This is a genomic window from Streptomyces sp. BYX5S (assembly GCF_054724165.1).
The window spans coordinates 7,447,533-7,472,622 of sequence record NZ_CM138829.1; the positions used below are offsets into that span (position 1 = coordinate 7,447,533).

Sequence of the window (25,090 nt, forward strand, 5' to 3'; positions counted from 1 at the left end):
GCCGTCTCCGCCAACCCCGCTCCGAGTCACCCGTGGTGACATCCGCGGCACGAGCGGTGAGACGGAGCCCGCCCCTCGTGAAGGTCACGCATACGTATCGGGCATATCGAACATCAACCTTCACAGCAGCCGCACGAGTTGGCTACGGTGCAGCCGGGCAGCCCGTCCCCACGCCCGCGAACGTCGCGGCGAACGGGCAGCCCCCGCCGAGTTCCGTACGCCGAGAGGCAGGGAACCGGGGACCCAACCGACCTTGGGGTGAATCGGCCGGAGCGCCCGGAAAGCACGGGTGGTCCGACCGTAGGGCAGCCTTCCGTACGACGTGCACCACCGCCCGAACCCGACAGCTAACCCGGTAGGCGGACGTCGGAAGGAGTCGCCTGCCTTGGCGTCGCACCGCAAGCCCCGTACCCGGTCCCGGATGACCGGCGGTCTTCGAACGACCCCCGCTGTCGGCATCACCACTGCCGCCCTCACCTCCGTCGCGCTGCTGTCGCAGACGGCACAGGCCGCGCCCGCGCAGCCCTCGAAGCCGAGCCTCGAAGAGGTCCAGAAGAAGGTCGACACCCTGTACCGGCAGGCCGAGGTCGCCACGCAGGAGTACAACGGCGCCAAGGAACGGACCGACGGCAAGAAGAAGCAGGTCGACAAGCTCCTCGACGAGGTCGCGCAGCGCACCGAGGACATGAACACGGCCCGCCAGAAGCTCGGCCGGTACGCCGCCGAGCAGTACCGCTCGGGCGGCGTCAGCGACACCGCGACGATGTTCCTCGCGGACGACCCGGAGGACTACTTCTCGCAGCGCCAGCTGATGAGCCGGCTGACCGACGAGCAGAAGAAGTCGATCGACGACTACCAGGTGCAGGCGCGCGAGACCGCGAAGAAGCGCACCGAGGCGCAGTCGAGCCTGGAGGACCTGACCGAGTCGCAGAGCGAGCTGAAGACGACCAAGCAGACGGTCCAGACGAAGCTGTCGGACGCGCGCAAGCTGCTGGCCGAGCTGACGGCCGAGGAGAAGGCGCGGCTCGCCGCGATCGAGAAGGCCAAGGAGGAGGCGGCCCGCAAGAAGGCCGCCGAGCTGGCCGCCAAGCAGAAGGCCGAGGAGGAGGCGAAGCGGAAGGCGGCCGAGGAGGCCGCGCAGAAGGAGCAGGAGGCGTCCGGCTCGGCGGGCTCGTCGTCCGGTTCCTCCTCCGGTTCGTCGTCGGACTCCGGTTACGCGACGAAGGCCGCGCAGGCGCTGGCGTTCGCCAAGGCGCAGATCGGCAAGCCGTACGTGTGGGGGGCCACGGGCCCGGACTCGTACGACTGCTCGGGGCTGACGCAGGCGGCGTGGAAGTCGGCGGGGATCTCGCTGCCGCGGACGACCTGGGACCAGGTCGAGAGCGGCACGACGGTGCCGCTCTCCGACATCCAACCCGGTGACCTGGTGTTCTTCTACGACGACATCAGCCACGTGGGCCTCTATCTCGGGGACGGCATGATGATCCACGCGCCGAAGCCGGGGGCGTACGTGCGCGAGGAGTCGATCTACTACGACGGCACGTCGTCGATCCACAGCGTGGTGCGGCCGGCCTGACCCCACGCGGAGGGGCCCGGCAGGTGCGTCCTGCCGGGCCCCTCCGCGCGAGTGACGCGCGCGGTCGCTCAGGTCCAGAGCACCGCGACGAAGATGTTGACCGTGGTCAGCGCGCCGACCGTCAGGAAGAGGCCCTTCTCCGCCTTCTCCTCGTCCCGCTTCACGTAGACGATGCCGAGGATCACGATCAGCAGCGCGAGCTTCACGCCGATCTTGATGTTGTTCACGGTGGAGCCGTCGGCCTGGTTGAGGCCGACCAGGGCGACACCGGTCACCAGCATGGTCAGGGCGCCGTGCAGCATCGCCTTGTTGAAGCGGGCCGTGCCCTCCTTCATCGCCGACATCTGCGTGAGGAAGCCGCCGAGCAGGGAGGCGATGCCGATGATGTGCAGGCCGACGAAGAGGTGGATGAGTACGTCCATGGTTCGGAGCCTAACGGGACGAGTGAGGACGAGTTCGACCACCCTGCTGTCACCTTCTGCCTCCGCCCACAACAAACGGGGCAGTTGCGAACAATCAGTCACCAACCCGTTACGCCGAGGTTTAGCGTCCTTGCTCAGGTGACCGGCTCCCCACCGCCGTCCGGACCAGGGGCGGCAGTCGGACACCACCGCCGAGAAAGGTCCGGCGGCGACCCGCTCCCCCTGTGCGGGCCGCCGCCGGACGCGCGAACGGCGGCCGTACGACCGGAAGGACGCACCACGTGCCGGCAGCGCATCGCAAGCCCCGCCAGCGTTCACTCGGCGGGGGCACGGCCCGCACCGCGGCGACCCTCGCCCTCGCCTCGGCGGCCACCGCGACCGCCGTCAACGGCGGGGCGGCACACGCGGAACCGGAGCTCAGCCCCGATCAGGTGCGGGCGAAGGTCGACCAGCTGTACCAGGAGGCGGAGGTCGCCACCGAGAAGTACAACGGGGCGAAGGAGAAGGCGCACCGGGCCGCGAAGAAGGTCGACGCGCTCCAGGACGAGGCGTCCCGGCGCACCGAATCGCTCAACGAGCAGCGCGCGAAGCTGGGAGCGGTCGCCGCGTCCCAGTACCGCACGGGCGGCGTGGACCCGTCGGTGCAGCTGCTGCTGTCCTCCTCCCCCGACTCCTACCTCGACCGGGCCGCCCTCACCGAGCGGCTCGGCACCCGCCAGGCCGCCACGGTCTCCCGCGTCCAGGGCGAACTCCGCGAGATCGACCAGCTGCGCGAGGACGCCGACAACACGCTCGACGAACTCCGCGCCAAGAAGGCGGAGCTGGAGGCCGGCAAGAAGAAGGTGAAGCGAAAACTCTCGGAGGCCCAGGGCCTCCTCGACCGCCTCACCCCCGCGGAGCGCACCCCCGCACCCGACAGCGAGCGCGCCTCCCGCACGACCGACCGCGCCGGCCTCTCCGACGCCCCCAACTCCCGCGCCAAGGCCGCGATCTCCTTCGCGTACGACGCCCTGGGCAGCCCCTACGTCTGGGGCGCCACCGGCCCCTCCGCCTTCGACTGCTCCGGTCTGACGCAGGCCGCGTACAAGGCCGCGGGCGTCTCACTGCCCCGCACGACGTACAGCCAGATCGACGCCGGACAGCGCGTCCCGAAGTCCCAGCTCCAGCCGGGCGACCTGGTGTTCTTCTACTCGTCCATCAGCCACGTGGGCCTCTACATCGGCGGCGGCAGGATGATCCACGCCCCGAACCCGAGCGCCCCGGTGCGAATCGCCCCGATCGACGAGATGCCCTTCGCGGGAGCCACCCGGGTGGCGTGAGGCCCCCCCGGCGGCCGGCGTCACACGGTCCGGCCGCCCCGGTCGGTGTGGCGCGCGAGGGCGTCGATGAGCTGGGGCCACAGTTCGCGCGGCCGGTCGTGGCCCATGTCGGGGACGAGCAGGAGTTCCGCCTGCGGGACCAGTTCGGCGGTCCGCCGGCCGCCACTGGGGTCGATCAGGGTGTCGTCCAGGCCGTGGATCACCAGCGTCGGCACGTCGAGTCCGCGCAGGGCGTCCGCGCGGGAACCGCTGAGGACCATGGCGCCGAGCTGGCGCGCGACGCCCGCCGGGTAGTACGCGCGGTCGTAGCCGCGCGCCGCCAGGTCTCGCAGGTACGCCGCGTCGCCGTAGCGCTTGGACGCCCACAGCAGGGAGCGGTCCGCCGCCGCGACGAATCCCTCCCGGTCGGCCGGCTTCGGGGCGAACAGGGCCGCCTGCGCCTGCGGCGCCGACTGCCCGTACTCGGGCTCGCCCGTCGTCGACATCATCGACGTCAGGGTCAGGACGCGCTCGGGCCGGGAGATCGCCATGGTCTGGGCGATCATGCCGCCCATGGACGCGCCGACCACGTGCGCCCGCTCGACGCCGACCGCGGTGAGCAGGCCGAAGGCGTCGTCGGCCATGTCCTGGAGCCGGTACGGGATCATCGCGAGCGCGGCCGGAAGGTCGCCCCCGCTCACCGCGGCGATGAACGCGCCCATGTCCACGGGGTGTCCGTCGAACCTGGTCGACAGGCCCACGTCCCGGTTGTCGAACCGGATCACGTACCGGCCGCGCTCCGCCAGGGCCTCGCAGAAGCCCTCGTCCCAGGCGATCAGCTGCGCGCCGAAACCCATCACGAGGAGCACCGCCGGATCGGCGGGGTCGCCGAAGGTGTCGTACGCGATCGAGATGTCGGGGGTCACGTCGGCGATCGGCATCACTCGGCCCGCCCCGTGGCCGCCACCGTCACGCCCAGGCCCACCATCGCGAGGCCGCCCGTGCCGCCGACCGCCGCGAGGCGGCGCGGGGAGCGGGCGAACCAGGTGCGGGCCGTGGCCGCGGCGAGGCCCCAGAGGCTGTCGGAGGCGATCGCGATCACGTTGAACACCAGGCCCAGGAGCAGCATTTGCGGCACCGCGTGCCCGGCCTCCCGGTCGACGAACTGGGGCAGCACCGCGGCGAAGAACACGATCGTCTTCGGGTTCGCGACCCCCACCACGAAGCCCTCCCAGAGAGTGCGCGGGGTGCCGCCGCCCGCCGCACCCCGCTCCTCCTCGAACACGGCCTTCAGCGACCGCCGCCCCCGGAACGCCTTCACACCCAGGTAGATGAGATAGGCCGCGCCGACCAGCTTCAACGTCATGAAGACCGCCACCGACCGCTCGACGAGCGAGCCGACGCCGAGGGCCACGGCGATCACCAGCACGTACGCCCCGAGCGTATTGCCGAGAACCGTCGTCAGCGCGGCCCGACGGCCCTGGGCGAGGGCGCGGCCGACGACGAAGAGGACGCTCGGACCGGGAATGACGATCAGCAGGAAGGACATCGCCGCGAAGGCGAGGAGACGGTCGGTGGACATCATGCGATCCATGTAGACACAGAGGGCCCCGCGTCGGCCACCGATATACCGGTGCACTAGCGGACTTACGCGCGCGGACACGTTGTCAACCGCCGGCGTTCCCCCGCACGCTGCACGTCATGACGGACGGACTTCTGCTCTCCCCCGGCGCCGGCCGGCGCATCGGGACGGCCGGGATGACGCTCAAGGTCGGCGCGGCGCACACGCCCCGCTGGTCGATGTTCGAGGCGGACGTCGCGGTGGGCTTCGACGTGGGCGCCCATCTGCACCGGGAGGCGGAGGAGGTCTTCTACGTCCTCGACGGCGAGCTCGACCTGCTCGCCTTCGAACCGCGCGAGCGCACGCGGGGCGACTGGCAGGCGTGGGAGTCGCGGGACGGCACGAAGGCCCTGCGGGGCGGCCCCGGCAGCGCCATGTACGTGCCCGCGGGCTGCCCGCACGCCTTCGCCAACCCGGGGCCCGCCCCGGCCCGGCTGCTGTTCCTCGTCGCCCCCGCCGGGCACGAGGAGTACCTGGCGGCGATGGGTGAACTGGTCGAGGCCTCGGGCGGCCGACCGGCACCGGAGGCCATGGCGGAACTGCGAATCCGTTACGACATCGAGCAGTTGACCCCGCTGCTGCCGGGCAACCGGACCTGACGGGACCGGACGCGCGACGCTCAGACCAGCCGCCGCGCCGTCGCCCACCGCGTCAGCTCGTGGCGGTTGGAGAGCTGGAGCTTGCGCAGCACCGCCGAGACGTGCGACTCGACCGTCTTGACGGAGATGAAGAGCTGCTTGGCGATCTCCTTGTAGGCGTAGCCGCGGGCGATGAGGCGCAGCACCTCGCGTTCGCGCTGCGTGAGGCGGTCCAGGTCCTCGTCGACCGGGGGCGCGTCCGTGGAGGCGAAGGCGTCGAGGACGAAGCCGGCGAGGCGCGGTGAGAACACCGCGTCGCCCTCCTGGACGCGGAAGATCGAGTCGACGAGGTCGGTGCCGGTGATCGTCTTCGTGACGTAGCCGCGGGCGCCGCCGCGGATCACGCCGATGACGTCCTCCGCCGCGTCCGAGACCGACAGCGCCAGGAAGCGCACCGGGTTCTCGGCGTCCGCCATCAACGGGGCGCTGCGGCGCAGCACTTCGACGCCTCCGCCGCCGGGGAGGTGGACGTCCAGGAGGACCACCTCGGGGCGCGTCGCCGTGATCACCGTGACGGCCTGGTCGACGTCGGCGGCCTCGCCGACCACCTCGACGCCGGTCTCCTCGGTGCGGCCGATCTCCGCCTGGACGCCGGTGCGGAACATGCGGTGGTCGTCGACCAGGACCACCCGCACCCGCCTGGCCTCCGCTGCCTGCTCCGTCATGACGTCGTCCTCTCCGCCCGCTTCATGGTCAGTTCGACCTCGGTTCCGCCGTCCGGCACCGCCCGCAGCCGGGCCGTCCCGCCGTTGCGCTCCATCCGGCCGATGATCGATTCTCGTACGCCCATCCGGTCGGAGGGGATGGAGTCGAGGTCGAAGCCCGGCCCCCGGTCCCGTACGGAGACGAAGACCTCGTCGCCCTCCACCTCCGCGAACACCTGGACGGCGCCGCCCGTGCCACCGTACTTGGCGGCGTTCACCATCGCTTCCCTCGCGGCCTGCATCTGCGCGGACAGCTTGTCGTCGAGCGGGGCGTCGCCCACCACCACGACCTCCAGCGGCACCCCGTGCTTGTCCTCGACCTCGGCCGCGTGCCGCTTGACCGCCTCGGCGACCGTCTCCGGCTCCCGCGGGTTCTCCGCGGCGGCCGGTTTGTAGAGCCACGCGCGCAGGTCGCGTTCCTGGGCGCGGGCGAGGCGGCGCACCTCGGCGGGGCTGTCCGCGTTGCGCTGGATCAGGGTGAGCGTGTGCAGCACAGAGTCGTGCACATGGGCGGCGACCTCGGCCCGCTCCTGCGCGCGGATGCGCATGAGCCGCTCCTCGGAGAGGTCCTGCGTCATCCGGATCAGGTAGGGGCCCGCGAGGAGCGCGATGCCGACCAGCACGGCGAGCGCCGCCTGGAGGATCGGGCCGATGTGCTCGGTGGAGCCCTGCGTGACGAAGATGCCGGTGACACCGACGCCGACGAGCAGCACCCCGGACGCCGCGCGCGCCAGGCTCAGCGTGCGCCGGCGGCGGCCGACCTCCATCCAGCGGGCCCGGCGCGCGTTGTCGGCCTGCCGCCACACGAGGGCGACACCGGCGGCGACGAGGACGGCGGGGATCAGGTACGCCTTGGTATTGCCGGTCAGGTTCACGTTCTCGACGAAGATCATCGCTACGACGACCATCAGGAGCAGCGCGAGGATCTGGCCCTTGTCCGGCCTGCGCGTCACCAGCCTGCGGCGGCCGTCGGGGGACGTCTCCGTGGTGAGCACCGGCGGCCGGTCCGCGCCCACGCCGCCGACGCCGAGCGGCACGAAGAACCAGAACGCCGCGTACAGCAGCGCCCCGAGCCCGTCCGCCATGAACAGGCCCACGAACACCAGGCGCACCCAGATCACCGGCAGCCCGAGATGCCCCGCGAGGCCCCGCGCCACTCCGCCCAGCCAGCGGCCGTCGCTGCTGCGGTAGAGCTTGCGCGGCGGCCGCGGGTCGTCCCGGTTCTCGGCGAGGGGGGCGGACGCTGCTTCCGGCATGCCACCGATCGTCACATGCGGGAGAGGGGCCGGGCATCAGGGTCGGCCCCGGATACTTCCCTGATCTTCCGGCGGACCGGGTGCCTCAGGGACGATCTCAGGGTTCGGCCAGGGTTGTCCCGACTGCCGTCGGCGGGCCCCGGCCGTCACGATGTACGTATGACGGAGCAGCCCCCGCACGCCACGGACACCGTGCCGCCCGAAGCGCCCGAGGCGCCGCCCTCGCGCGGCTTCCGCAGGGACCGGCGGTACAAGACGCTGGGCGGGGTGTGCGCGGGCCTCGGCCGGCAGTGCGACATGGACCCGGTGATCTTCCGCATCGGCCTGTCGGTGCTGTCGGTGACCGGCGGCGTCGGGCTGATCTTCTACGGCTTCGCGTGGCTGTTCGCCCCGTACGACGACGAGGACGAGAGCGAGTTCCGCAAGCTCCTCACGGGGCGGGTGGACGGCCCCGGCCTCGCCGCGATCGTCACGGCCCTCGTCGGCTGCGGCGTCTTCCTGTCCATGCTCAACAACGGCGGCGCGCTCACCTTCGCCGTCGTGCTCGCCCTGCTCCTCGCGGGGGCCGGTTACTGGTCGCAGGCGCGGCGCGCCGCCGATCCCGACCCGGTGGCCGCGCAGGCCGTCGCGGACGCGCCGCCGGAGGCGCAGGCGCCGCCGGTCGCGGGCGGCCCCTCGTGGTGGCGGGACCCGATCGTGAAGGACGGCACGCACGTCGGCGGCACCGGCTACCTCTGGGGCCCGCCCGGCGCCGAGGAGCGCGTGGCGGCGCGGCGCGGCGCCTGGCGCGGCCCCGTCGCCGCGCGGCCCGCCGACGCCCCGCAGCCCCGCGGCCCGCGCGGCATCGGCGGCCTGACCTTCCTCGGCGCGCTGCTCGCGGGCGGCATCGGCACGGGCGTGACGTGGGACGAGCGCACGCTCGGGGACAGCCTCCAGACCGGGCTGGCCTGCGCGCTCGCCGTGTTCGGCCTCGGCATCGCGGTGAGTGCCTTCCGGGGCCGCACCGGCGTCGGCTCGACCCTCCTCGCGGTCGTCACGGCGGGGCTGCTCACGGCGTCCGCCGCGCTGCCCGCGAACATCAGCACGCAGTGGGCGCGCACGGACTGGTCCCCGGCGCGGGCCGCGGACGTGCGGCCGCAGTACGAACTGGGGTCGGGCATCGGCACGCTCGACCTCTCCCGGGTGTCCGTGGCCAAGGACGAGACCCTCGCCACGCATGTCGAGATCGGGGCGGGCAAGGCGCGGATCGTGGTGCCCGAGGACGCGACGGTGCGGCTCGACGCGGAGGTGGGCGTCGGTGACATCCGCCTCCCCGGTGACCCGTCGCGCGACGTGGACGTACGTCCGGACCAGCGGCAGACCGTGACGCTGGCGCCGGACCGCGGGAAGGGCTCCGGGGAGATCGAGTTGCACGTGGAAGTCGGGCTCGGACAGGTGGAGGTGGACCGTGCGCGGTGAATTCCGTCCGGGGCGGTTGGTGGCGGGGCTGGTGCTGGTGGCGGTGGCGGTCGTCTACCTCGGTGACGCGGGGGGTGCGTGGGAGGCGCCGTGGTTCGTGGGTATCCCCCTCGTCTGCGGCGGCCTCTGCCTCGCGGCTGCCGCCGGCACGATCCACCACCTGGTTTCCCGGGGCTCCGCCCCGGACCCCGCTCCTCAATCGCCGGAGAGGCTCCAAAGGACCCCATGACCGGAGCTGTCAAGCCCTAGCCGGCGCACTTTCAAGCCCCTGCGGCGATTGAGCAGGCGGCTCCGTGGCCGACGCCGCGGGGCTCCGCCCCGGACCCCGCTGCTCAATCGCCGCAGGGGCTTGAAGGGGTCGACCACCGCAGGGGCTTGAAAAAAACGCAGCCGGGGCTTGATGTGGCGCCTAATAACCGGCGGACGCCGCCCGGCGCCGCCACCACGCATCCACCGACCACACCCCCGCCCCACCCAGCACCAACGGCAGCCACGCCATCAGATACGCCAGGTCGTTGCCGAGGTAGTACGGCTCCACCGCCCAGCTCACCGTCAGCCACAGGCTCAGGGAGATCAACGCGCCGCCGACCGCCGCCAGCCGCGCCAGCACCCCGAGCAGCGTTCCGATGCCCACCGCCAGCTCGCCGAAGGCGATCGCGTAGCCGAAGCCCGGCGGCGACTTCAGGGCGAGGTCGACGAGTTCCGGGAACGCGGACGTGTCCCGCACCCCGCGCATCTGGTCGCCGATCGACCCGCCGCCACTGGCCTTGAAGAACGCGCTGTCGGTGAGCTTGTCGAACGCGGCGTAGACGAACGTGACGCCGAGGAACACCCGCAGCGGCAGGAGCGCGTACCGCTGCGCGGTGTCCCGCCAGTCGCCGCGTGGCGGGCCGTAGTTCGTGGTCAGGTCGGATCGCATGCCGTGCGCCATAGCCGCTCCGCCGCCTCTCGCGCCTGGTGTCTTTACCCGACCATACGTACGAGAGCCCGCCGCGGCTCACCGCCGGGGCCGTTCGGCCGCCTCAGTCGACGACGTCGATCCCGCACCGGTTCGTCTCGACGCCCGCCGCCGTGATCACCTGCACCTCGACCCGGCCGGGCTCCACGTCGACCGGCACCGGCACCGTGAGCAGCGCGTCGGCGGGGTTGGTGAAGCCGCCGGGGACCGGCACGAGCGGTACGTGGACGTGGACCGGGCCGATCCGCACGGCGACCCGCGCGAGCTGGTCGGCCCCGCCCGCGCCGGGCGGTACGAACCCGGCGCCGCGGATCTCGATGTCGTCACCGGTGCGGATCGGCGCGTCCAGGTCACCGGCCTCCCGCGCCCGCACCACGGACAGGATCAGCGGCCGCCCGCCCTCGGCGTACTTGCCGGTGAGGTACGTCGCCGCGGACACCACCACCAGGACGGCGAGGCCCCACGGCAGGTCGGGCAGCTGGTCGGGGCGGCGGGCGAGGCGGACGGCGGCCCAGACGACGGCGGCCGCGGACACGGCGACGTACTGGATGTCGGTGAAGCTGCCGCGTCCGGAGTCGTCGGTGAGCAGGTCGGCGGCGCGCGGCCGCGGCGCCCGCAGCTTCTGGAGCCGCTGCGCGCCGACGCGCACCCCCACCACCCGCCGCACCAGCACGGCCACCGCGCAGACCACCGCGAGGACGGTCAACAGGCCCGCGCCACGGGCGAGTTCGAGTCCGTCGATGAGCGCGTCGCGGCGCGCGGGCCCGGCGGCGAGCGCCAGTTCACCGGCGAGGACGAGGATCGCGTACAGGGTCAGCAGGATCACGCCGCTCGCCACCGCGCGGGACGTCGACAGCCGGTTGTCCTCGCCGATCACCGGCGCGAGGACCCCGCCGCGCGCCCGGTGCAGGTGTCCGGCCAGGGTGAGCAGCGCGCCGACGACGGCCGCGGCCACGAGTCCCGCCGTGCGGGCGGGGGTCCAGCCGGTGCCGATCGCGGTGAGCGCCTGCACGAGCAGCAGGGCGCAGACGCCGCCCCACACCACGCCCAGCGTGCGCGGCCACAGGCCCGCGAACCAGGCCGCGCCCTCCTCGCGGCCGCGGTCGGCCATCGCCCGTGCGGACTGGGTGAGTTCGTCGGAGATCCACTGCCGGGACGCCCCCACCGAGTGCGCGACGGCGGCGGGCAGCCCGTGCCCCGCCGCCAGCTCGTCCCGCTTCGCCGCGAACCGCGCGACGGCCCTGCGATGCCCCTCGCGTGCGCCCCGCGGACAGTCCCCGCAGGTGCACCCGCCCTCGTGCGCCGTACGGTCGCCCCGCGCTTCCTGCACCGCCACCTCTGCCGCCCCCACCCTCAGTCAACTTCCGTGTCCAGAGGGGGAATTGTGCCGTACGCCGGGGGCGCGTCGACGCGCAGGCCCACCCCTGAAGGGTGAATGACTTTCGCCCGCATTGACCGGAGTGTTGACGGCGCTGCGAGAATTTCCGTATGGCCGAGATCATCCAGCGTGACGGAACCTGGGCCTTCGACGGGACCACGGTCCGCATCACCCCAGGTCTGCACCGTTCGGTGGCCCTGCTGCGGCAGACCTACGGCGAGATCGACGTGCCGATCGCGGCCGTCGCCGGCGTCGCCTACGAGCCCGAGCGCAGACGCGGCCGCCTCCGGCTCACCCTGCGCGACGCCGCGGATCCGCTCCTCCAGGCCACCGGCGGCCGCCTCCCGGAGGCCGCCGACCCGTACCGGCTCACCGTCGACACGGACCGCTCGGGGATCGCCGAGTACGTCGCGGAGGAGATCCGCCAGGCCCTGCTGCTCGAACAACTGCCGTCGGGGCCCGCCGAGTCCTACCTCGTCCCGGGCCCGGCCGTCCCCGTCTCGGTGCGCTCCAGCGACGGCCTCGTCTCCTTCGACGGCAGCCGCGTACGCATCGACTGGAGCGAGACCTCGGACCGCGTGAAGCGCGCCACGGGCCCGCGCCTGATCGCGCTCGACGACCTCGACGAGGTGGAGTGGGTACCCAACTCCGGTTACGAGGACGGGGTGCTGCGCTTCGTCCCCAAGGGCACCCCGTACTCCAAGCTGCCGCCGGAGAAGGACCCGTACGCCCTCGATCTGTGGGGCAACGCCCGCAAGGACCTGCTGACCGCGCTCGTCGCGGCGGCGGTCACGGCCCGCCTCCCGCATCCCTTCGCGCCCCGCGGCACGCCCCCGCTGCCGCCGCGGCGCACCGACCACGACGTACTGCTGCGGCGGCTGCGGGAGTTGGGCGAGCTGCACCGCCAGGAGGTGCTGACGGAAGAGGAGTTCGCGAGGACGAAGCGGGTGGTGCTGCGCGACTTCCGCTGAACTCCCGTGTCAGGCGAGCAGATCCGGCTCGCTGCGCGTGATGTCCTGCCACAGGCTCTGGTAGTTGATCCAGCCCACGAGATCCGTGCCGGTCTGCTCGCGCGTCGCCACCGCCTGCCGCCGGTCGATCAGCACCGGCCGCCCCGCCGAGCGCGCCGCCAGCTGCACCTCGCAGGCCCGCTCCAGGGCGATGAACCACCACGCCGCCGCGTCCACCGAGTCGCCCACCGTGAGCAGCCCGTGGTTGCGCAGCACCAGCGCCTTGTACGAGCCGAGGGCGACGGCGATCCGCTTGCTCTCCTCCGGGTCCACGCCGACACCCGTGTACTCGTCGAGCAGCGCGTGGTCCTCGTAGAACGCGCAGGCCTCCTGCGTGATCGGCTCGACCAGCTCGCCGAGCGCGGCCACGGCCCGCCCGTACGTCGAGTGGCAGTGCGCCACCGACACCACCTCGGGGCGCGCCCGGTGCACGGCGACGTGCGTGGTGAAGGCGGCCTGGTTGACGTGGTACCGGCCGTCGAGCACCTGCCCGTCCCCGTTGGCGAGGACGAGGTCGCCGACCGTGATGTGCCGGAAGGGCAGGCCGAACGGATTGACCCAGTAGCAGTCGTCGTACTCCGGGTCGCGGGCGGTGATGTGCCCGGAGACTCCCTCCTCGTACCCGAGCCGCCCGAAGATCCGCAGGGCGCCCGCCAGCCGCTCCTTGCGGTGCCTGCGCTCGTCGGCGTGGCTCTCGTGCACGGGCGGCATCGCGAACTGGAGCTGGTCGGCCGGTATCGGGGCGGGGATCTGCGTCGACATGGTGCGGAAGGTACCTTCACGGCCCGCAAGGCGACAGGCCCGATGTGTGAAGAGAATGCGGCGAACCGCCCGGGGAAACCGGACACAGGACGTCGGGATTCCGCGCGAGACTCGCTCCATGACGTCGAACGCGGCTACGTGGGCCACCTTCACCGAAGCCGAACCGGACCTCGCCAAGACGGTCGAGGAGCGGTTCGGGCAGCACATCCACCACGTCCTCGCGACCCTGCGCGCGGACGGCTCGCCCCGCACCAGCGGCCTCGAAGTGCGGTTCCTGAACGGGGAGTTGTGGCTCGGCATGATGCCCGGCTCGCTCAAGGCCCGCGATCTGCTGCGCGACCCGCGGTTCGCGGTGCAGGCCAATCCGGGCGAGGGCATGACCATGGGCGGGGGCGACGTCCGGATCAGCGGCCGCGCCCACCTCGTCGAGGACCCGGCGACCGTCGCCCGCTACACCGACCGGGTCGAGGTCCCCGACCCCGACGACTTCCACCTCTTCCGCACCGAACTGACCGAGGTCACCCGGACGTACGTCGAGGACGACACGTACCTGGTGGTGCGGGTGTGGAAGCCGGGCGAGGCGGTCCGGACGATGAAGCGGACCTGAACGCGAAAGTGCCGCCCACCTCGCGGTGAGCGGCACTCTCACGGGACGACTACTCCCACTCGATGGTGCCCGGCGGCTTCGACGTCACGTCGAGCACGACCCGGTTGACGTCCTTGACCTCGTTCGTGATCCGCGTCGAGATCTTCGCGAGCACGTCGTACGGCATCCGCGTCCAGTCCGCCGTCATGGCGTCCTCGGAGGAGACGGGGCGCAGCACGACCGGGTGGCCGTAGGTGCGGCCGTCGCCCTGGACGCCGACGGAGCGGACGTCCGCGAGCAGCACGACCGGGCACTGCCAGATCTCACGGTCGAGACCGGCCGCGGTCAGCTCCTCGCGGGCGATGGCGTCGGCCTCGCGGAGCAGGTCCAGGCGGTCCTTGGTGACCTCGCCGACGATCCGGATGCCGAGGCCGGGGCCGGGGAACGGCTGGCGCTGGACGATCTCCTCGGGCAGGCCCAGCTCGGCGCCGACCATCCGGACCTCGTCCTTGAACAGCTTGCGCAGCGGCTCGACGAGCTCGAACTCGATGTCGTCGGGCAGGCCGCCCACGTTGTGGTGCGACTTGATGTTCGCGGTGCCGGTGCCGCCGCCGGACTCGACGACGTCCGGGTAGAGGGTGCCCTGCACGAGGAACGCGACCTCGGGGCCGTCCTCCTGGAGGATCTCCAGCTGGGCCTGCTCGAAGACGCGGATGAACTCGCGGCCGATGATCTTCCGCTTCTCCTCGGGGTCCGAGACCCCGGCGAGCGCGTTCAGGAACCGCTCGGAGGCGTCGACGACCTTGAGGTTCGCGCCGGTCGCGGCGACGAAGTCCTTCTCGACCTGCTCGGTCTCGCCCTTGCGCATCAGACCGTGGTCGACGTACACGCAGGTCAGCTGCGAACCGATGGCCTTCTGGACGAGGGCCGCGGCGACCGCGGAGTCCACGCCGCCGGACAGCCCGCAGATGGCGCGCTTGTCGCCGACCTGGGCGCGGATCGAGGCGACCTGCTCCTCGATGACGCTGCCGGTCGTCCAGTCCGGCTTCAGACCGGCGCCGCGGTACAGGAAGTGCTCCAGGACCTGCTGGCCGTGCGTCGAGTGCATGACCTCGGGGTGGTACTGGACCCCGTACAGCTTCTTCTCGTCGTTCTCGAAGGCGGCGACCGGTACGACGTCCGTGGACGCGGTGACGGTGAAGCCCTCGGGCGCCGCGGAGCAGGCGTCGCCGTGCGACATCCACACGGGCTGCTCGGCCGGGGTGCCCTCGAAGAGGGTCGAGTCGGCCTTCGAGACGCTGAGCGGGGTGCGGCCGTACTCGCGGGCGCCGTTGTCGTCGACGGCGCCGCCGAGGGCCGTGGCCATCAGCTGGAAGCCGTAGCACATGCCGAAGACGGGGACGCCGGCGTCGAAGATCGCCCGGTCCAGGCTCGGGGCGCCCTCCGCGTAGACCGACGAGGGGCCGCCGGAGAGGATGATCGCCGCCGGGTTCTTGGCGAGCATCTCGTCGACCGGCATGGTCGACGGGACGATCTCGCTGTAGACCCGGGCCTCACGGACGCGGCGGGCGATGAGCTGGGCGTACTGCGCACCGAAGTCGACGACCAGGACGGTGTCGGGGGTGGCGGCAGCGGAGGTCGCTGATGACACGGGTTGCCTTCCGGCGGCGTAGCGGTGGGGTCGTGTGGCCGATTCTACCGGGTGCGTCACCTGTGGTCGGCGTCACGGGGCTCCGCCCCGGACCCCGCTCCTCAATCGCCGCAGGGGCTTGGTGTGGCTATACTCGCCGTCATGTTCTCGCTCACGACCTTCGTCTTTACCTATGGCAGCCGGCCCGCCGGGTGCCATGGTCGTGTTGCTTGAGTCACTGACAAGCCACCTCCCAGGCGCCCCGGGCCGACAAGGCCCGGGGCGTCTGGCGTTTTCCGGGTCGTGCCGGTCCGGGGTTCCGGGGACCCACACCGAGGAGACCCGCATGACCACCACCGAAACCGCCACCGCGACCACCGCCGACGTCATCGCCGGTGCGCGCGAGCGCATCGACGCGCTCGACGACCGGATCATCGGCCTCGTCCAGGAACGGATGGCCGTCTCCGCCGTCGTGCAGGAGGCGCGCATCGCCTCCGGCGGGCGGCGTGTGCACCTGTCGCGCGAGAACGAGGTGCTCGGCCGCTACCGGGACGCCCTCGGCCGGCCCGGAACCGAGCTCGCGATGACGCTGCTGGAGCTGTCCCGGGGCCGGGTCTGACCGCAGGGGGCACCTCAGTTCGGTTCTGTCCTCACCCGTACGGCGCGTGACCCGTTGGCACACGCTTCGTTGGTCCCGGTGTCCGTGCCAGCCAGGGGCGGGCCAACCGAACCACGCGTGGCTCCGCTGGAGTGTTGAGACGTCACGGTCACGCCGTACGTCGTGGGACCTCGCTCCAGTACAAGTGACCGGACGGCAGGGGACAGCAGCCCGGTCGCACAAGAGAACGGTCGGCCTCGGGGACGCCCGGGGCCGGCCGGCCTCCCCCTTCGGGCAGGACGTCCCACCCTTCCCGCCTCCTTCTCACCCGTCCCATGGCTCATGGCCGAGGGCCCCGCAGACCGACCTGCGGGGCCCTCGGCCTGTGTCATGGGACGCGCTACTTCTTCGGCGGCACCGCCGGTACGTCGAGCAGCGGCAGCCGCAGCGCGCCGAAGGCCTCCGACGGGACCGCCGGGTTCTTCGGCTCGACGGCCGCGAGCCGCCGGTAGCCGGTGCCGCTCTCGGGCCGGGTGTCCTCCTCGCCCTTGTTCGGCCAGTACGACATCGCGCGCTCGGCCTGCGCCGTGATCGTCAGGGACGGGTTCACGCCGAGGTTGGCGGTGACGGCGGCGCCGTCGACGACCGAGATGCCGGGGTGGCCGTAGACCCGGTGGTACGGGTCGATGACGCCGGTCTCGGCGCTGTCGCCGATGGGGCAGCCGCCGAGGAAGTGGGCGGTCAGCGGGGTGCCCATCAGCTCGCCGACGTTGGAGCCCGCGAAGCCGTTGATCTCGGCCGCGATCGCCGACGCCCCCTCGCTCGCCGCCTTGATCTGCTTGGGGTTGGGGGCGCCGTGGCCCTGCCGCGCGGTGAGCAGGCCCTTGCCGACGCCGTCCGGCTTCAGATACGTGGTCAGCGAGTTGTCGAGGGACTGCATGACGAGGCCGATGATGGTCTTCTCCGACCAGCGGCGGTTGGAGATCGATCGGGCCAGTTGGGTGGGGTGCTTGACCGCGTTCGCCAGCCAGGCCGCGACCCGCGAGGAGCCCTCCACGTACGGGACCTGGAGGATCGACAGGCCGCCCATCGAGTTCGAGCCCTTGCCGTAGCGGACCGGCTCGATGTGGGTGTTGGCGTCGGGGTGGATCGACGACGTGATCGCGACGCCCTTGGTGAAGTCGGCCTTCGCGATGCCGTGCCTCTTCTTGTAGCGGCGGTCGGTGGTCTGCGCGCCGACCAGGGCCTCGGAGTTGGTCCGGGTCAGCTCGCCCAGCCGGTCGGACAGGCGCGGCAACTGGCCGCCCGCCTTCATCCGGTGCAGCAGGGTCTGCGTGCCGTACGTGCCCGCCGCGACGATCACCTTCGGTGCGGTGAAGATGCGCCCCTTCGCCTTCTTGTCGTCCGTGGGCAGCGTCGTGACCGCGTAGCCGCCGCGCGAGTCGTCGGTCACCGAGACGACCGAGGTCATCGGGTGGACGACGGCGCCCGCCTGTTCGGCGAGGTACAGGTAGTTCTCGTTGAGGGTGTTCTTCGCGCCGTGACGGCAGCCCGTCATGCACTCGCCGCACTCGGTGCAGGCCTTGCGGGCGGGGCCCGCGCCACCGAAGTACGGGTCCTCGACCCGGCCGCCGGGCCGTGCCTTCGCCGAACCGTCGGCGTCCTCGCCGTCACCGAAGAAGACGCCGACCGGCGCCAGGTGGAAGGTGTCGCCGATACCCATCGACTGGGCGGCCGCCTTCAGGTGCACGTCGGCGGGGGTCATCGTCGGGTTGAGCCGCACGCCGAGCATCCGCCGCGCCTGGTCGTAGTACGGCTTCAGCTCCTCCTGCCAGTCCGTGATGTGCGCCCACTGCGGGTCCTCGAAGAACTGCGCCGGCGGTACGTACAGGGTGTTGGCGTAGTTCAGCGAACCGCCGCCGACACCGGCACCTGCCAGGACCATGACATTTCCGAGCAGATGGATGCGCTGGATTCCGTACATGCCGAGCTTGGGGGCCCACAGGTAGTTCTTCAGGTCCCAGGAGTTCTTGGGCAGCGTCTCCGGGGTGAACCGGCGGCCCGCCTCCAGGACCCCGACCTTGTAGCCCTTCTCGGACAGCCGCAGGGCGGAGACGCTGCCGCCGAAGCCGGAGCCGACGACCAGGACGTCGTAGTCGTACGCGGGGCTGTTGTCGCCCATCGTCATTGATGGCCCTCCGTGAGTGCGTATCTGATCAGCCCCTCCGGCGATTGAGGAGCGGGGTCCGGGGCAGCGCCCCGCGACGTCGGCTACTTCAGCCGGAACTTCTTCATCAGGCCGAGGCTCAGCGTCATGAACGCCGCGTAGCGCTCGTCGTCCATGCCGAACGACGGCGCCATCGGCATCACGCGCTGGTGCGCCACCGTCTGCGCCTCGGTGTACTTGAGGATGCCCTCGGAGCCGTGGCGGCGGCCGAGGCCGGAGTCCTTCATCCCGCCCATGGGCGACTGCACGCTGCCGTACGCGGGGGCGTAGCCCTCGTTGATGTTCACGGTGCCGGTGCGCAGCCGCGCCGCGGCCTCGTGACCGCGCTTCGCGCTCTTCGTCCAGACCGAGGAATTCAGGCCGTACGCCGTGGAGTTGGCGAGGGCGATCGCCTCGTCCTCGTCGCTGAAGCGGTAGACGGAGACGACCGGGCCGAAGGTCTCCTCGCCGCAGACCGCCATCGGGGCCTCGACGTTCTCCAGGATCGTCGGCTCGAAGAAGTACGGGCCGATGTCGGGGCGCGCGACGCCGCCCGCGACGACCGTGGCGCCCTTGGCGACGGCCTCGTCGACGTGCCGCGTCACCGTCTCCAACTGCCGCTGCCCGACGAGCGATCCCATCTCCGCGCCGTACGCGAGGGAGCGGCCGAGCCGCATCGCCTTGGTGCGCGCGGCGAACCGGGCCACGAACTGGTCGGCGATCGACTCGTGGACGTACAACCGCTCGATGGAGATGCACAGTTGGCCCGCGGAGGAGAAGCAGGCGCGGACGGCGCCCGCCGCGGCCTTCTCCACGTCGGCGTCCTCAAGGACCAGCATGGCGTTCTTGCCGCCGAGTTCGAGGGAGACGCCGACGAGCCGGGCGGCGGCGCCCTGCGCGACCTCGCGGCCGGTGCGGGTGGAGCCGGTGAACGAGACGTAGTCGGCGTGCTTGACCAACTCGGGCCCCACGACCGGGCCTTCACCGAGGACGACCTGGAAGACCTCGGACGGCAGGCCCGCCTCGATCAGCAGGTCGCGCGCCCACAGCGCGGTCAGACAGGTCTCCGTGTCGGGCTTCATGACGACGGCGTTGCCCGCGACGAAGGCGGGGAGCGCGTCACCGACGGAGAGTTCGAGCGGGTAGTTCCACGGCGCGATCTGGCCGACGACACCGCGCGGCTGACGCAGCTCCGTCACCTTGGTCAGCGTCGGGACGGCGCCCGTGTGCCCCTTCGGCCGCAGGTACGCGGGGGCCTTGCGGCCGTAGTGGCGCGAGGCCACCGCGACGGCCTGCACCTCCTCGTGCGCGTGCAGCCGGGCCTTGCCGGTCTCCAGCTGGATCAGGTCGAGCACCTCGGCCTGGCGGGCCAGCACCAGGTCGTGGAAGCGCAGCAGCACGGCGGCCCGCTTGCGGACCGGCGTCCGGGCCCAGACCTCCTGGGCCTCGCGGGCCCGCTCGAAGGCCCTCGCCACGTCCTCGGGCGTCGACTCCGGCAGGTCGGCGAGCTTCTCGCCGGTGAACGGCGTGTGGTTCGCCGTCCGCCCCGAACCGACGACGTCCCGGGTGAGCCGCGCGATCAGGTCGGGCGTCACCACGTCGGAGACCGTGCGCGCGCCCTCGGGGGCGGCCGCGACGGGGTTCGTGCGGAGCTGCTCTGCTTGGTGCTCGGGGGTGGCCTGGGACTGCGTCATACCGGCGAGCGTATGCCGGGGCGCGCTCTTTGGGTACCGGTCGGTAACAGGTTTCACCGACTGCACACACCGCGCCAGTGATCGCTGGCAGCAAAGCCGCTGATCAGGGCTTTGCCGCCAACGTCCTTGACTTCAGAGCGTTTTGATCCCGAGACCCGCGATCGCGTCCTCGGCGACCTGGCGGCCGTGCTCGGTGAAGTCGCCCTTGCCCGGATAGTCGATCCACAGCCGGTACATGTCGCCGGCCTTCGTCTTGTAGTAGAGCGCCTTCGCCTCGCGCGGCACGTCCTTGTCGAAGTCCGTGCCGATGCTCCGCACGCCGTACGTGATCGTGTTCAGCGCGGCGTCGCGGTCCTGGTACGTGACGTTGGGGTCCGTCCGGCTGGTGCTCTCGGTGTCGCTCGACATCGACACCCCGGCACCGCTGAACGTGCCGCCCTTGATGTCCTCGGAGTCCTTGGACGCCTCGGCGTCGGCCGTGCTCGCGATGTCGGACACCTCTTCCTCGTGGTCCCAGCGCGCCAGGTTCACGGTGATCGCGCCGCTCGGGTCCGCGTACGTCATCACCGACGGGTCGTCCTCGTCCGGGATCGGGACGTACGACGCCGGCAGCGCGACCGTGGCGTCCAGCGGCGCCCCCGCCCGGAACTCCTTCCAGCCGTCCGGCAGCGGCCCGGCGAACGGCTTCGCGAGCACCACGTACGCCGCGACGGCCGCCACGACCACGCCCGCGCCGATCCCGAGGAGCGCCTTGCGGCCGAGGCGCACGCCGCCCTGCGCCGAGCCGATCCGCACCACCTGCGTGGGCGCCTGCGCGGGCGGCTCGGCGGCCTTCTCCAGCAGGGCGCGCGTCTGCGCGGCGTTGGGCCGGCGCGCCGGGTCCTTCTGGAGCAGCCCGTTGATGGCGTCGGCCAGCGGGCCCTGGGCGGCGGAGGGCACGGCCGGCGTCGCGTTGAGCACGGACTGGAGCGTCGCGGGCGTGTTGCTGCGGCGGAACGGGGAGACGCCCTCGCTCGCCGCGTACAGCACGACGCCGAGCGACCACAGGTCGGAGGCGGGGCCCGGCCGCTGGCCGAGGACCCGCTCGGGGGCGATGTACTCGGGCGAGCCGACGAAGCCGCCGGTGTCGGTCAGATTCGTCTCGCCCTCGATCTGGGCGATGCCGAAGTCGGTGAGGATCACGCGGTCGTGGCGGCCCAGCAGCACGTTGTCGGGCTTCACGTCGCGGTGCAGGATCCCGGCGGCGTGCGCGGCCTCCAGGGCGCCGAGCACGTCGAGGCCGATGCGGGCGGCCTCCCGGACGCCGAGCGTGCCCTCCTGGAGGGCGGCGCCGAGCGAGCGGCCCTGCACGAACTCCATGACGATCCACGGCTGCCCGTCCTCGACGGCGACGTCGTGCACGTTGACGACCGCCGGGTGGTCGAGGCGGGCGGCGGCGCGGGCCTCGCGGCGCATCCGCTCGAAGGCGTTGGCCCGCTCCCGCTCCGGCAGGTGGTCCGGCAGGCGCGGCTCCTTCACCGCGACCTCGCGGTCCACCGTCTCGTCCTTCGCCCGCCACACCGTGCCCATGCCGCCGTGGCCCAGCTTGCTCAGCAGCCGGTAGCGCCCGGCCACGAGCCGCCCCGCGCCCGGGTCCTGCTGCTCGGGCACGACCTGCGTGGGGCGGTGGTGCGGCGGGGGCGCGGGCTGGGCGTACGGGTTGCCGGGGTGCGGCGCGTGCGGCTGCTGCCGCGGCGGTTGCAGGCTGAAGCTCGTGGGCTCGTTCGGGCCGCGTGCGGATCCCCCGTTGTCACTCATGGGTCCATCACTACCGTGGGGATACGCCTGGTTCCACTGGGGTCACGGAGTTGTGACCGCCCTGATGCGAGACCGCGGCTACCGGCGGGACACCGCGAAGGTGTCGACGGCGGCGTCGAAGTGGGCGCGCGCCCGCGCGGTCTGGCCGACCGGCGCCGACACCCACACGTCGTACAGCCGGCCGCCCTCCTCCCAGCACAGGTCGACGGTGCGGCGGGCGCCCTCGGCGGAGCTGAACCCGTTCCAGGTGAACTCCCACAGCGCGGCGTCGTGCCCGTTGTGCGAGGTGTCGGTGACCTTGGCGTCGCGGTAGCCGGGGTTGTTCTCCGGCCCCTCGGCGTCGGAGCGGCGCTGCACGTCGCCGGGGCCGCCGCTGCCGGTGCCCGCGACCTTGACGCCGATGCGGTAGGTGCCGCCCGGCGACATGTAGAAGATGCGGGGCCCGTCCACGGAGCGGGTGAACCCGTCGGGCACGGCGAGCCGGAACCCCCCGGGGTCCGAGACCGTGCGGTACCCCTGCGGGACCTTGGCGCCCGGCGTCCGGGTCTCCTGCCGGGTCACGGTGACGGTCGGCGTCGGGGAACCGGAGGGGGAGCCGGACGCGGACGGCGACGGCGTGCGCGACGGGGCGGAGACCGTGGTCGTCGGCGGCGGGGCGGGCGTCCCGCCGCCGTTGCCCGCCAGCAGCACCGCGGTGGCGATCCCGGCCCCCGCGACGGCGGCCACCAGCGCCGCCGCGACCAGCAGCGCCCGCGTCGAGACGACCCGTCTGCGCCGCGGGGTGACCACGTTGACCTGCGTCGGGGAGTAGAGCACCCGCGGGACGAGCGGGAGGGGCAGCGCGGGCTGCGGCGTCGCCCCGGTGGCGATGTAGGCGCGCAGCAGCCGCTCGGACTCGTCCAGGTCCATCCGCCGCTCGGGCTCGCGTTCGAGGAGGCCGCGGATGACCGGGAGCAGCGGCTCGGCCTCCGCGGGCGGTGTTATCTCCTCGTAGACCACGGCGTGCAGGATGCCGCCCAACGAGTCGCGGCGGAACGGGGATTCACCGCTCACGGCCGCGCACAGCAGCGCCCCCAGCGACCACAGGTCCGCCCCGGCCCCGGCCCGCTCCCCCGACATCCGCTCCGGCGCCGTGTACTCCGGCGAGCCGACGAACCCGCCGGACTCGGTGAGCGTCGTGGCCCCCTCGACCTGCGCGATCCCGAAGTCGGTGAGGACGATCCGGCCGGTGGCCTCCAGGAGTACGTTCGCGGGCTTGAGGTCCCGGTGCAGCACACCGGCGGCGTGGGCGACGCGCAGCGCGCCGAGCAGCGCGAGCCCGATCCGCGCGGCCTCCAGCGGCTCGACGGGCCCCTCCCTGGCGATGCGGTCGGCGAGCGAGTCGCCGTTCACCAGGTCCATGACGATGTACGGGTGCCCCTCGTACAGCACCACGTCGTGCACGACGATGACGTTCGGGTGCTGGAGCTGGGCCACCGCGCGCGCCTCGCGCAGCATCCGCTCGCGCTGCTGGGCGGCCTCGGCGTCCGAGAGGGTTTCGTCGACGGCGAGTTCCTTGACGGCGACCTGGCGTCCGAGCAGCGTGTCGGAGGCCCGCCAGACGACGCCCATGCCGCCGCGCCCGATCCTGGCCTCCAGCCGGTAACGCCCGGCGATCACACGGGCGTTGTCCCCCTCGGTCCCCATGCGCCCCATCATGCCGCACGCCTGTTCACGGGAACTGCACCGTTCCGGCCAGGGGATACCACATCAATCAGGACTGCGGGGGCTGCCATCCGCGCAGCATGGCGTCGAACTGCTGGCGCGCGCCGGCCCAGTGGGACGCCGGCACGGACAGATAGATGGCGTACTCCGTGCCGTCCTGCGCCCGGTAGGTCTGCTCGATGGCGTGCCGCGGCCCGGACGTCGCGTCCTGCGTTCCGGCGGTCCAGGTGAACTCCCACAGCGAACCGGGCCGGTCCCGGAACGTGTTCGACTGCAACAGCACCCGCTGGTAGTCCGGCAGCTTGGGCCGCAGCCCCTTCTCCAGGTCCAACTGGTGCTGGTACGAGTCCTGCCAGTCGGAGGCCTTGTCGACGGCGATACGGAGGAACCGCTGCCCACCGTCGGGCGTGTAGTCGATCTGCGTGCCCTCCTGCTGCCGCTTCCAGGTGGGCGGCAGCATCAGGCTGAACCCCTCGACATCGTGCCGCCGCACCCAGTTGTCGGGGATCGAGCCCTCCTTGGGGACCGTCTCCTCCTTGTCGCCGGAGTCGCCGGAGTCGCCGGAACCGTCCTGGTTCCCGGAGCCCTGGCCCGTGGCCGCGCTGCTGCTCCCGGCGGCCCGCTGATCGACGTAGTACATGGCGGCGAGTGCGCCTCCGCCTCCGACGAGCGCGGCGGCCAGGACGGCGGCGAGCAGCTTCGGCCAGCGGCGCGACGTCGGGGCGGACGCGGAAGCCGGGAAGGGCGTGGGAGTGGGAGTGGGCGTCGGAGGCACCACGGTGGTGGTGGGCGCCACGCTCATCGGCGTCGCAGGAGGCGTGGACGCGGTCGGCTGCGCGGGCACGTGCACCTGGGTCGGCACGTACTCCTGCGCCGCGTTCGGCCGACGCCCCTCCGCCGCCTCGGCGAGCATCGCCTCGGCCGCATCGGCGTCCGGCCGGTCGGCCGGGTCCTTGCTGAGCAGCGCGCCTATGACGGGCCCGATCGCCCCGGCGTTCTCCAGGGCCTCCGGCTCGTCCTCCACGACCGCCTGCATCGTGGCGATCGGCGACGTCCGCCGGAACGGCGAAAGCCCTTCGACCGCGGTGTAGAGCGTCGCCCCCAGCGCCCACAGGTCGGACGCGGGCCCCGGCTCGTTCCCCCGCACCCGCTCGGGCGCGAGATAGTCCACGGACCCGACGATCTCCCCGGTCCGCGTGATGGTGGAGTCGCCCTCCACCTGCGCGATGCCGAAGTCCGTCAGCTTGACCTGCCCGTTGCGGGCGAGCAGCACGTTGCCCGGCTTCACGTCCCGGTGCAGCACCCCCGCGGTGTGCGCGGCGCGCAGCGCCCGCAACGTCCACAGCCCGATCCGCGCGGCCTCCGCCGGCGCGACGCACCCGTCCTCCTTGACGGCGTCGGCCAGCGACCGCCCCTCGACCAGCTCCATGACGATCCACGGCCGGTCGTCGTGCTCCAGCACGTCGTGCACGGTGACGACGGCGGGGTGGTTGATCCGGGCGGCGGCCCGCGCCTCCTTCTGCGTACGGGCGAGCAGGACGGCCCGGTCGGCCTCAGCCACCCACTGCGCGGCCGTCAGCTCCTTCACCGCGACGACGCGGTGCAGCACCTCGTCGTGCGCGCGCCACACGCGGCCCATGCCGCCGCGCCCTATGGATTCACCGAGCCGATACCGTCCGGCGAGGAGCTCGCCCTGCATCTGATTCACGTTCCCCCGCATAGGTTTGACGGGTTCACACTAGGGATCAGGCGTCACACAAGGAACACCAGGGGGCCCACGGAGACCGCACTGTG

21 protein-coding genes and 1 riboswitch are annotated in these 25,090 nt (G+C 72.4%); of the genes, 7 read left to right on the plus strand and 14 right to left on the minus strand.

Features of this window, described 5'->3' with window-relative positions:
* Positions 1–208 precede the first annotated feature (208 nt).
* Positions 209–378, plus strand: a riboswitch (cyclic di-AMP (ydaO/yuaA leader).
* A gap of 7 nt (positions 379–385) precedes the next feature.
* Positions 386–1,576, plus strand: coding sequence for a C40 family peptidase (locus ACYBSK_RS33490; protein ID WP_460244351.1), 1,191 nt, complete (start codon positions 386–388; stop codon positions 1,574–1,576).
* Positions 1,577–1,644: 68 nt separating this feature from the next.
* Here the strand turns inward: ACYBSK_RS33490 and ACYBSK_RS33495 are convergent, their stop codons facing one another.
* Entirely contained in the window at positions 1,645–1,998 is a 354-nt protein-coding gene (locus ACYBSK_RS33495) for a hypothetical protein (protein ID WP_457481020.1), read from the minus strand.
* Between the two features lie 281 nt (positions 1,999–2,279).
* Between ACYBSK_RS33495 and ACYBSK_RS33500 the strand changes: the two genes are divergently transcribed.
* A complete protein-coding gene (locus ACYBSK_RS33500) occupies positions 2,280–3,317 on the plus strand; it encodes a C40 family peptidase (protein ID WP_460244352.1) in 1,038 nt (345 codons plus the stop codon).
* 20 nt (positions 3,318–3,337) lie between these two features.
* Here ACYBSK_RS33500 and ACYBSK_RS33505 read toward each other — a convergent pair whose 3' ends face one another.
* Together ACYBSK_RS33505 and ACYBSK_RS33510 are read right to left on the minus strand one after the other, a co-directional pair.
* Positions 3,338–4,237 (minus strand): alpha/beta fold hydrolase, encoded by a 900-nt coding sequence (locus tag ACYBSK_RS33505; RefSeq protein WP_457481022.1) that lies wholly within the window; start codon positions 4,235–4,237, stop codon positions 3,338–3,340.
* Positions 4,237–4,881, minus strand: a complete 645-nt coding sequence (locus ACYBSK_RS33510) for a LysE family translocator (protein ID WP_457481941.1) — start codon at positions 4,879–4,881, stop codon at positions 4,237–4,239. The genes ACYBSK_RS33505 and ACYBSK_RS33510 overlap by 1 nt, the downstream gene beginning before the upstream one ends.
* A 116-nt stretch (positions 4,882–4,997) precedes the next feature.
* Here ACYBSK_RS33510 and ACYBSK_RS33515 point away from each other — a divergent pair, with 116 nt between their 5' ends.
* Positions 4,998–5,516 carry a cupin domain-containing protein gene (locus ACYBSK_RS33515; protein WP_460244353.1) on the plus strand — a complete coding sequence of 173 codons (519 nt, stop codon included), beginning with the start codon at positions 4,998–5,000 and terminating at the stop codon, positions 5,514–5,516.
* Between the two features lie 20 nt (positions 5,517–5,536).
* Here ACYBSK_RS33515 and ACYBSK_RS33520 read toward each other — a convergent pair whose 3' ends face one another.
* Complete coding sequence (locus ACYBSK_RS33520; protein ID WP_457481024.1) at positions 5,537–6,220, minus strand: LuxR C-terminal-related transcriptional regulator; 684 nt, start codon at positions 6,218–6,220, stop codon at positions 5,537–5,539.
* The gene (locus tag ACYBSK_RS33525; protein WP_457481025.1) at positions 6,217–7,515 is read right to left on the minus strand and encodes an ATP-binding protein; all 1,299 of its coding nucleotides are present in this window, start codon (positions 7,513–7,515) and stop codon (positions 6,217–6,219) included. The genes ACYBSK_RS33520 and ACYBSK_RS33525 overlap by 4 nt, the downstream gene beginning before the upstream one ends.
* Positions 7,516–7,674: 159 nt before the next feature.
* On the opposite strand from ACYBSK_RS33525, the gene ACYBSK_RS33530 reads away from it, so the two are divergent.
* Positions 7,675–8,973, plus strand: coding sequence for a PspC domain-containing protein (locus ACYBSK_RS33530; RefSeq protein ID WP_460244354.1), 1,299 nt, complete (start codon positions 7,675–7,677; stop codon positions 8,971–8,973).
* Positions 8,974–9,382: 409 nt separating this feature from the next.
* On the opposite strand, the gene ACYBSK_RS33535 is transcribed toward ACYBSK_RS33530, so the two are convergent.
* Together ACYBSK_RS33535 and ACYBSK_RS33540 are read right to left on the minus strand one after the other, a co-directional pair.
* Positions 9,383–9,904 carry a DoxX family protein gene (locus ACYBSK_RS33535; RefSeq protein ID WP_460244355.1) on the minus strand — a complete coding sequence of 174 codons (522 nt, stop codon included), beginning with the start codon at positions 9,902–9,904 and terminating at the stop codon, positions 9,383–9,385.
* A 91-nt stretch (positions 9,905–9,995) separates the two neighbouring features.
* Positions 9,996–11,267 (minus strand): hypothetical protein, encoded by a 1,272-nt coding sequence (locus tag ACYBSK_RS33540; RefSeq protein ID WP_457481029.1) that lies wholly within the window; start codon positions 11,265–11,267, stop codon positions 9,996–9,998.
* A 152-nt stretch (positions 11,268–11,419) separates the two neighbouring features.
* Here ACYBSK_RS33540 and ACYBSK_RS33545 point away from each other — a divergent pair, with 152 nt between their 5' ends.
* Positions 11,420–12,280 (plus strand): DUF4429 domain-containing protein, encoded by an 861-nt coding sequence (locus ACYBSK_RS33545; protein WP_460244356.1) that lies wholly within the window; start codon positions 11,420–11,422, stop codon positions 12,278–12,280.
* 9 nt (positions 12,281–12,289) lie between these two features.
* Here ACYBSK_RS33545 and ACYBSK_RS33550 read toward each other — a convergent pair whose 3' ends face one another.
* Positions 12,290–13,081: a class II aldolase/adducin family protein gene (locus ACYBSK_RS33550; protein ID WP_457481031.1), complete on the minus strand. Its 792-nt coding sequence runs from the start codon at positions 13,079–13,081 to the stop codon at positions 12,290–12,292.
* 118 nt (positions 13,082–13,199) lie between these two features.
* Here ACYBSK_RS33550 and ACYBSK_RS33555 point away from each other — a divergent pair, with 118 nt between their 5' ends.
* A complete protein-coding gene (locus ACYBSK_RS33555) occupies positions 13,200–13,688 on the plus strand; it encodes a pyridoxamine 5'-phosphate oxidase family protein (RefSeq protein ID WP_460244357.1) in 489 nt (162 codons plus the stop codon).
* A 49-nt stretch (positions 13,689–13,737) separates the two neighbouring features.
* On the opposite strand, the gene guaA is transcribed toward ACYBSK_RS33555, so the two are convergent.
* Entirely contained in the window at positions 13,738–15,318 is a 1,581-nt protein-coding gene (gene guaA / locus ACYBSK_RS33560) for a glutamine-hydrolyzing GMP synthase (RefSeq protein ID WP_460244358.1), read from the minus strand.
* 325 nt (positions 15,319–15,643) lie between these two features.
* Here guaA and ACYBSK_RS33565 point away from each other — a divergent pair, with 325 nt between their 5' ends.
* Positions 15,644–15,916: a chorismate mutase gene (locus ACYBSK_RS33565; RefSeq protein WP_457481034.1), complete on the plus strand. Its 273-nt coding sequence runs from the start codon at positions 15,644–15,646 to the stop codon at positions 15,914–15,916.
* 379 nt (positions 15,917–16,295) lie between these two features.
* Here the strand turns inward: ACYBSK_RS33565 and ACYBSK_RS33570 are convergent, their stop codons facing one another.
* The 5 genes from ACYBSK_RS33570 to ACYBSK_RS33590 form a co-directional block, all read right to left on the minus strand.
* A complete protein-coding gene (locus ACYBSK_RS33570; protein WP_460244359.1) occupies positions 16,296–18,083 on the minus strand; it encodes a GMC family oxidoreductase N-terminal domain-containing protein in 1,788 nt (595 codons plus the stop codon).
* Between the two features lie 83 nt (positions 18,084–18,166).
* Entirely contained in the window at positions 18,167–19,795 is a 1,629-nt protein-coding gene (locus tag ACYBSK_RS33575) for a succinic semialdehyde dehydrogenase (RefSeq protein WP_460244360.1), read from the minus strand.
* A gap of 132 nt (positions 19,796–19,927) precedes the next feature.
* Positions 19,928–21,592 (minus strand): serine/threonine-protein kinase, encoded by a 1,665-nt coding sequence (locus ACYBSK_RS33580; protein WP_460244361.1) that lies wholly within the window; start codon positions 21,590–21,592, stop codon positions 19,928–19,930.
* A 78-nt stretch (positions 21,593–21,670) separates the two neighbouring features.
* Positions 21,671–23,278, minus strand: a complete 1,608-nt coding sequence (locus tag ACYBSK_RS33585; RefSeq protein WP_460244362.1) for a serine/threonine-protein kinase — start codon at positions 23,276–23,278, stop codon at positions 21,671–21,673.
* 67 nt (positions 23,279–23,345) lie between these two features.
* Entirely contained in the window at positions 23,346–24,995 is a 1,650-nt protein-coding gene (locus ACYBSK_RS33590) for a serine/threonine-protein kinase (RefSeq protein WP_457481942.1), read from the minus strand.
* Positions 24,996–25,090 lie beyond the last annotated feature (95 nt).

Coding starts and splice junctions, on each gene's coding strand:
- ACYBSK_RS33495 (WP_457481020.1), bottom strand. CDS start 1,998: ATGGACGTACTCATCCACCTCTTCGTCGGCCTGCACATCATCGGCATC.
- ACYBSK_RS33505 (WP_457481022.1), bottom strand. CDS start 4,237: ATGCCGATCGCCGACGTGACCCCCGACATCTCGATCGCGTACGACACC.
- ACYBSK_RS33510 (WP_457481941.1), bottom strand. CDS start 4,881: ATGATGTCCACCGACCGTCTCCTCGCCTTCGCGGCGATGTCCTTCCTG.
- ACYBSK_RS33515 (WP_460244353.1), top strand. CDS start 4,998: ATGACGGACGGACTTCTGCTCTCCCCCGGCGCCGGCCGGCGCATCGGG.
- ACYBSK_RS33520 (WP_457481024.1), bottom strand. CDS start 6,220: ATGACGGAGCAGGCAGCGGAGGCCAGGCGGGTGCGGGTGGTCCTGGTC.
- ACYBSK_RS33525 (WP_457481025.1), bottom strand. CDS start 7,515: ATGCCGGAAGCAGCGTCCGCCCCCCTCGCCGAGAACCGGGACGACCCG.
- ACYBSK_RS33530 (WP_460244354.1), top strand. CDS start 7,675: ATGACGGAGCAGCCCCCGCACGCCACGGACACCGTGCCGCCCGAAGCG.
- ACYBSK_RS33535 (WP_460244355.1), bottom strand. CDS start 9,904: ATGGCGCACGGCATGCGATCCGACCTGACCACGAACTACGGCCCGCCA.
- ACYBSK_RS33545 (WP_460244356.1), top strand. CDS start 11,420: ATGGCCGAGATCATCCAGCGTGACGGAACCTGGGCCTTCGACGGGACC.
- ACYBSK_RS33550 (WP_457481031.1), bottom strand. CDS start 13,081: ATGTCGACGCAGATCCCCGCCCCGATACCGGCCGACCAGCTCCAGTTC.
- ACYBSK_RS33555 (WP_460244357.1), top strand. CDS start 13,200: ATGACGTCGAACGCGGCTACGTGGGCCACCTTCACCGAAGCCGAACCG.
- ACYBSK_RS33565 (WP_457481034.1), top strand. CDS start 15,644: ATGACCACCACCGAAACCGCCACCGCGACCACCGCCGACGTCATCGCC.
- ACYBSK_RS33570 (WP_460244359.1), bottom strand. CDS start 18,083: ATGACGATGGGCGACAACAGCCCCGCGTACGACTACGACGTCCTGGTC.
- ACYBSK_RS33575 (WP_460244360.1), bottom strand. CDS start 19,795: ATGACGCAGTCCCAGGCCACCCCCGAGCACCAAGCAGAGCAGCTCCGC.
- ACYBSK_RS33580 (WP_460244361.1), bottom strand. CDS start 21,592: ATGAGTGACAACGGGGGATCCGCACGCGGCCCGAACGAGCCCACGAGC.
- ACYBSK_RS33585 (WP_460244362.1), bottom strand. CDS start 23,278: ATGGGGACCGAGGGGGACAACGCCCGTGTGATCGCCGGGCGTTACCGG.
- ACYBSK_RS33590 (WP_457481942.1), bottom strand. CDS start 24,995: ATGCAGGGCGAGCTCCTCGCCGGACGGTATCGGCTCGGTGAATCCATA.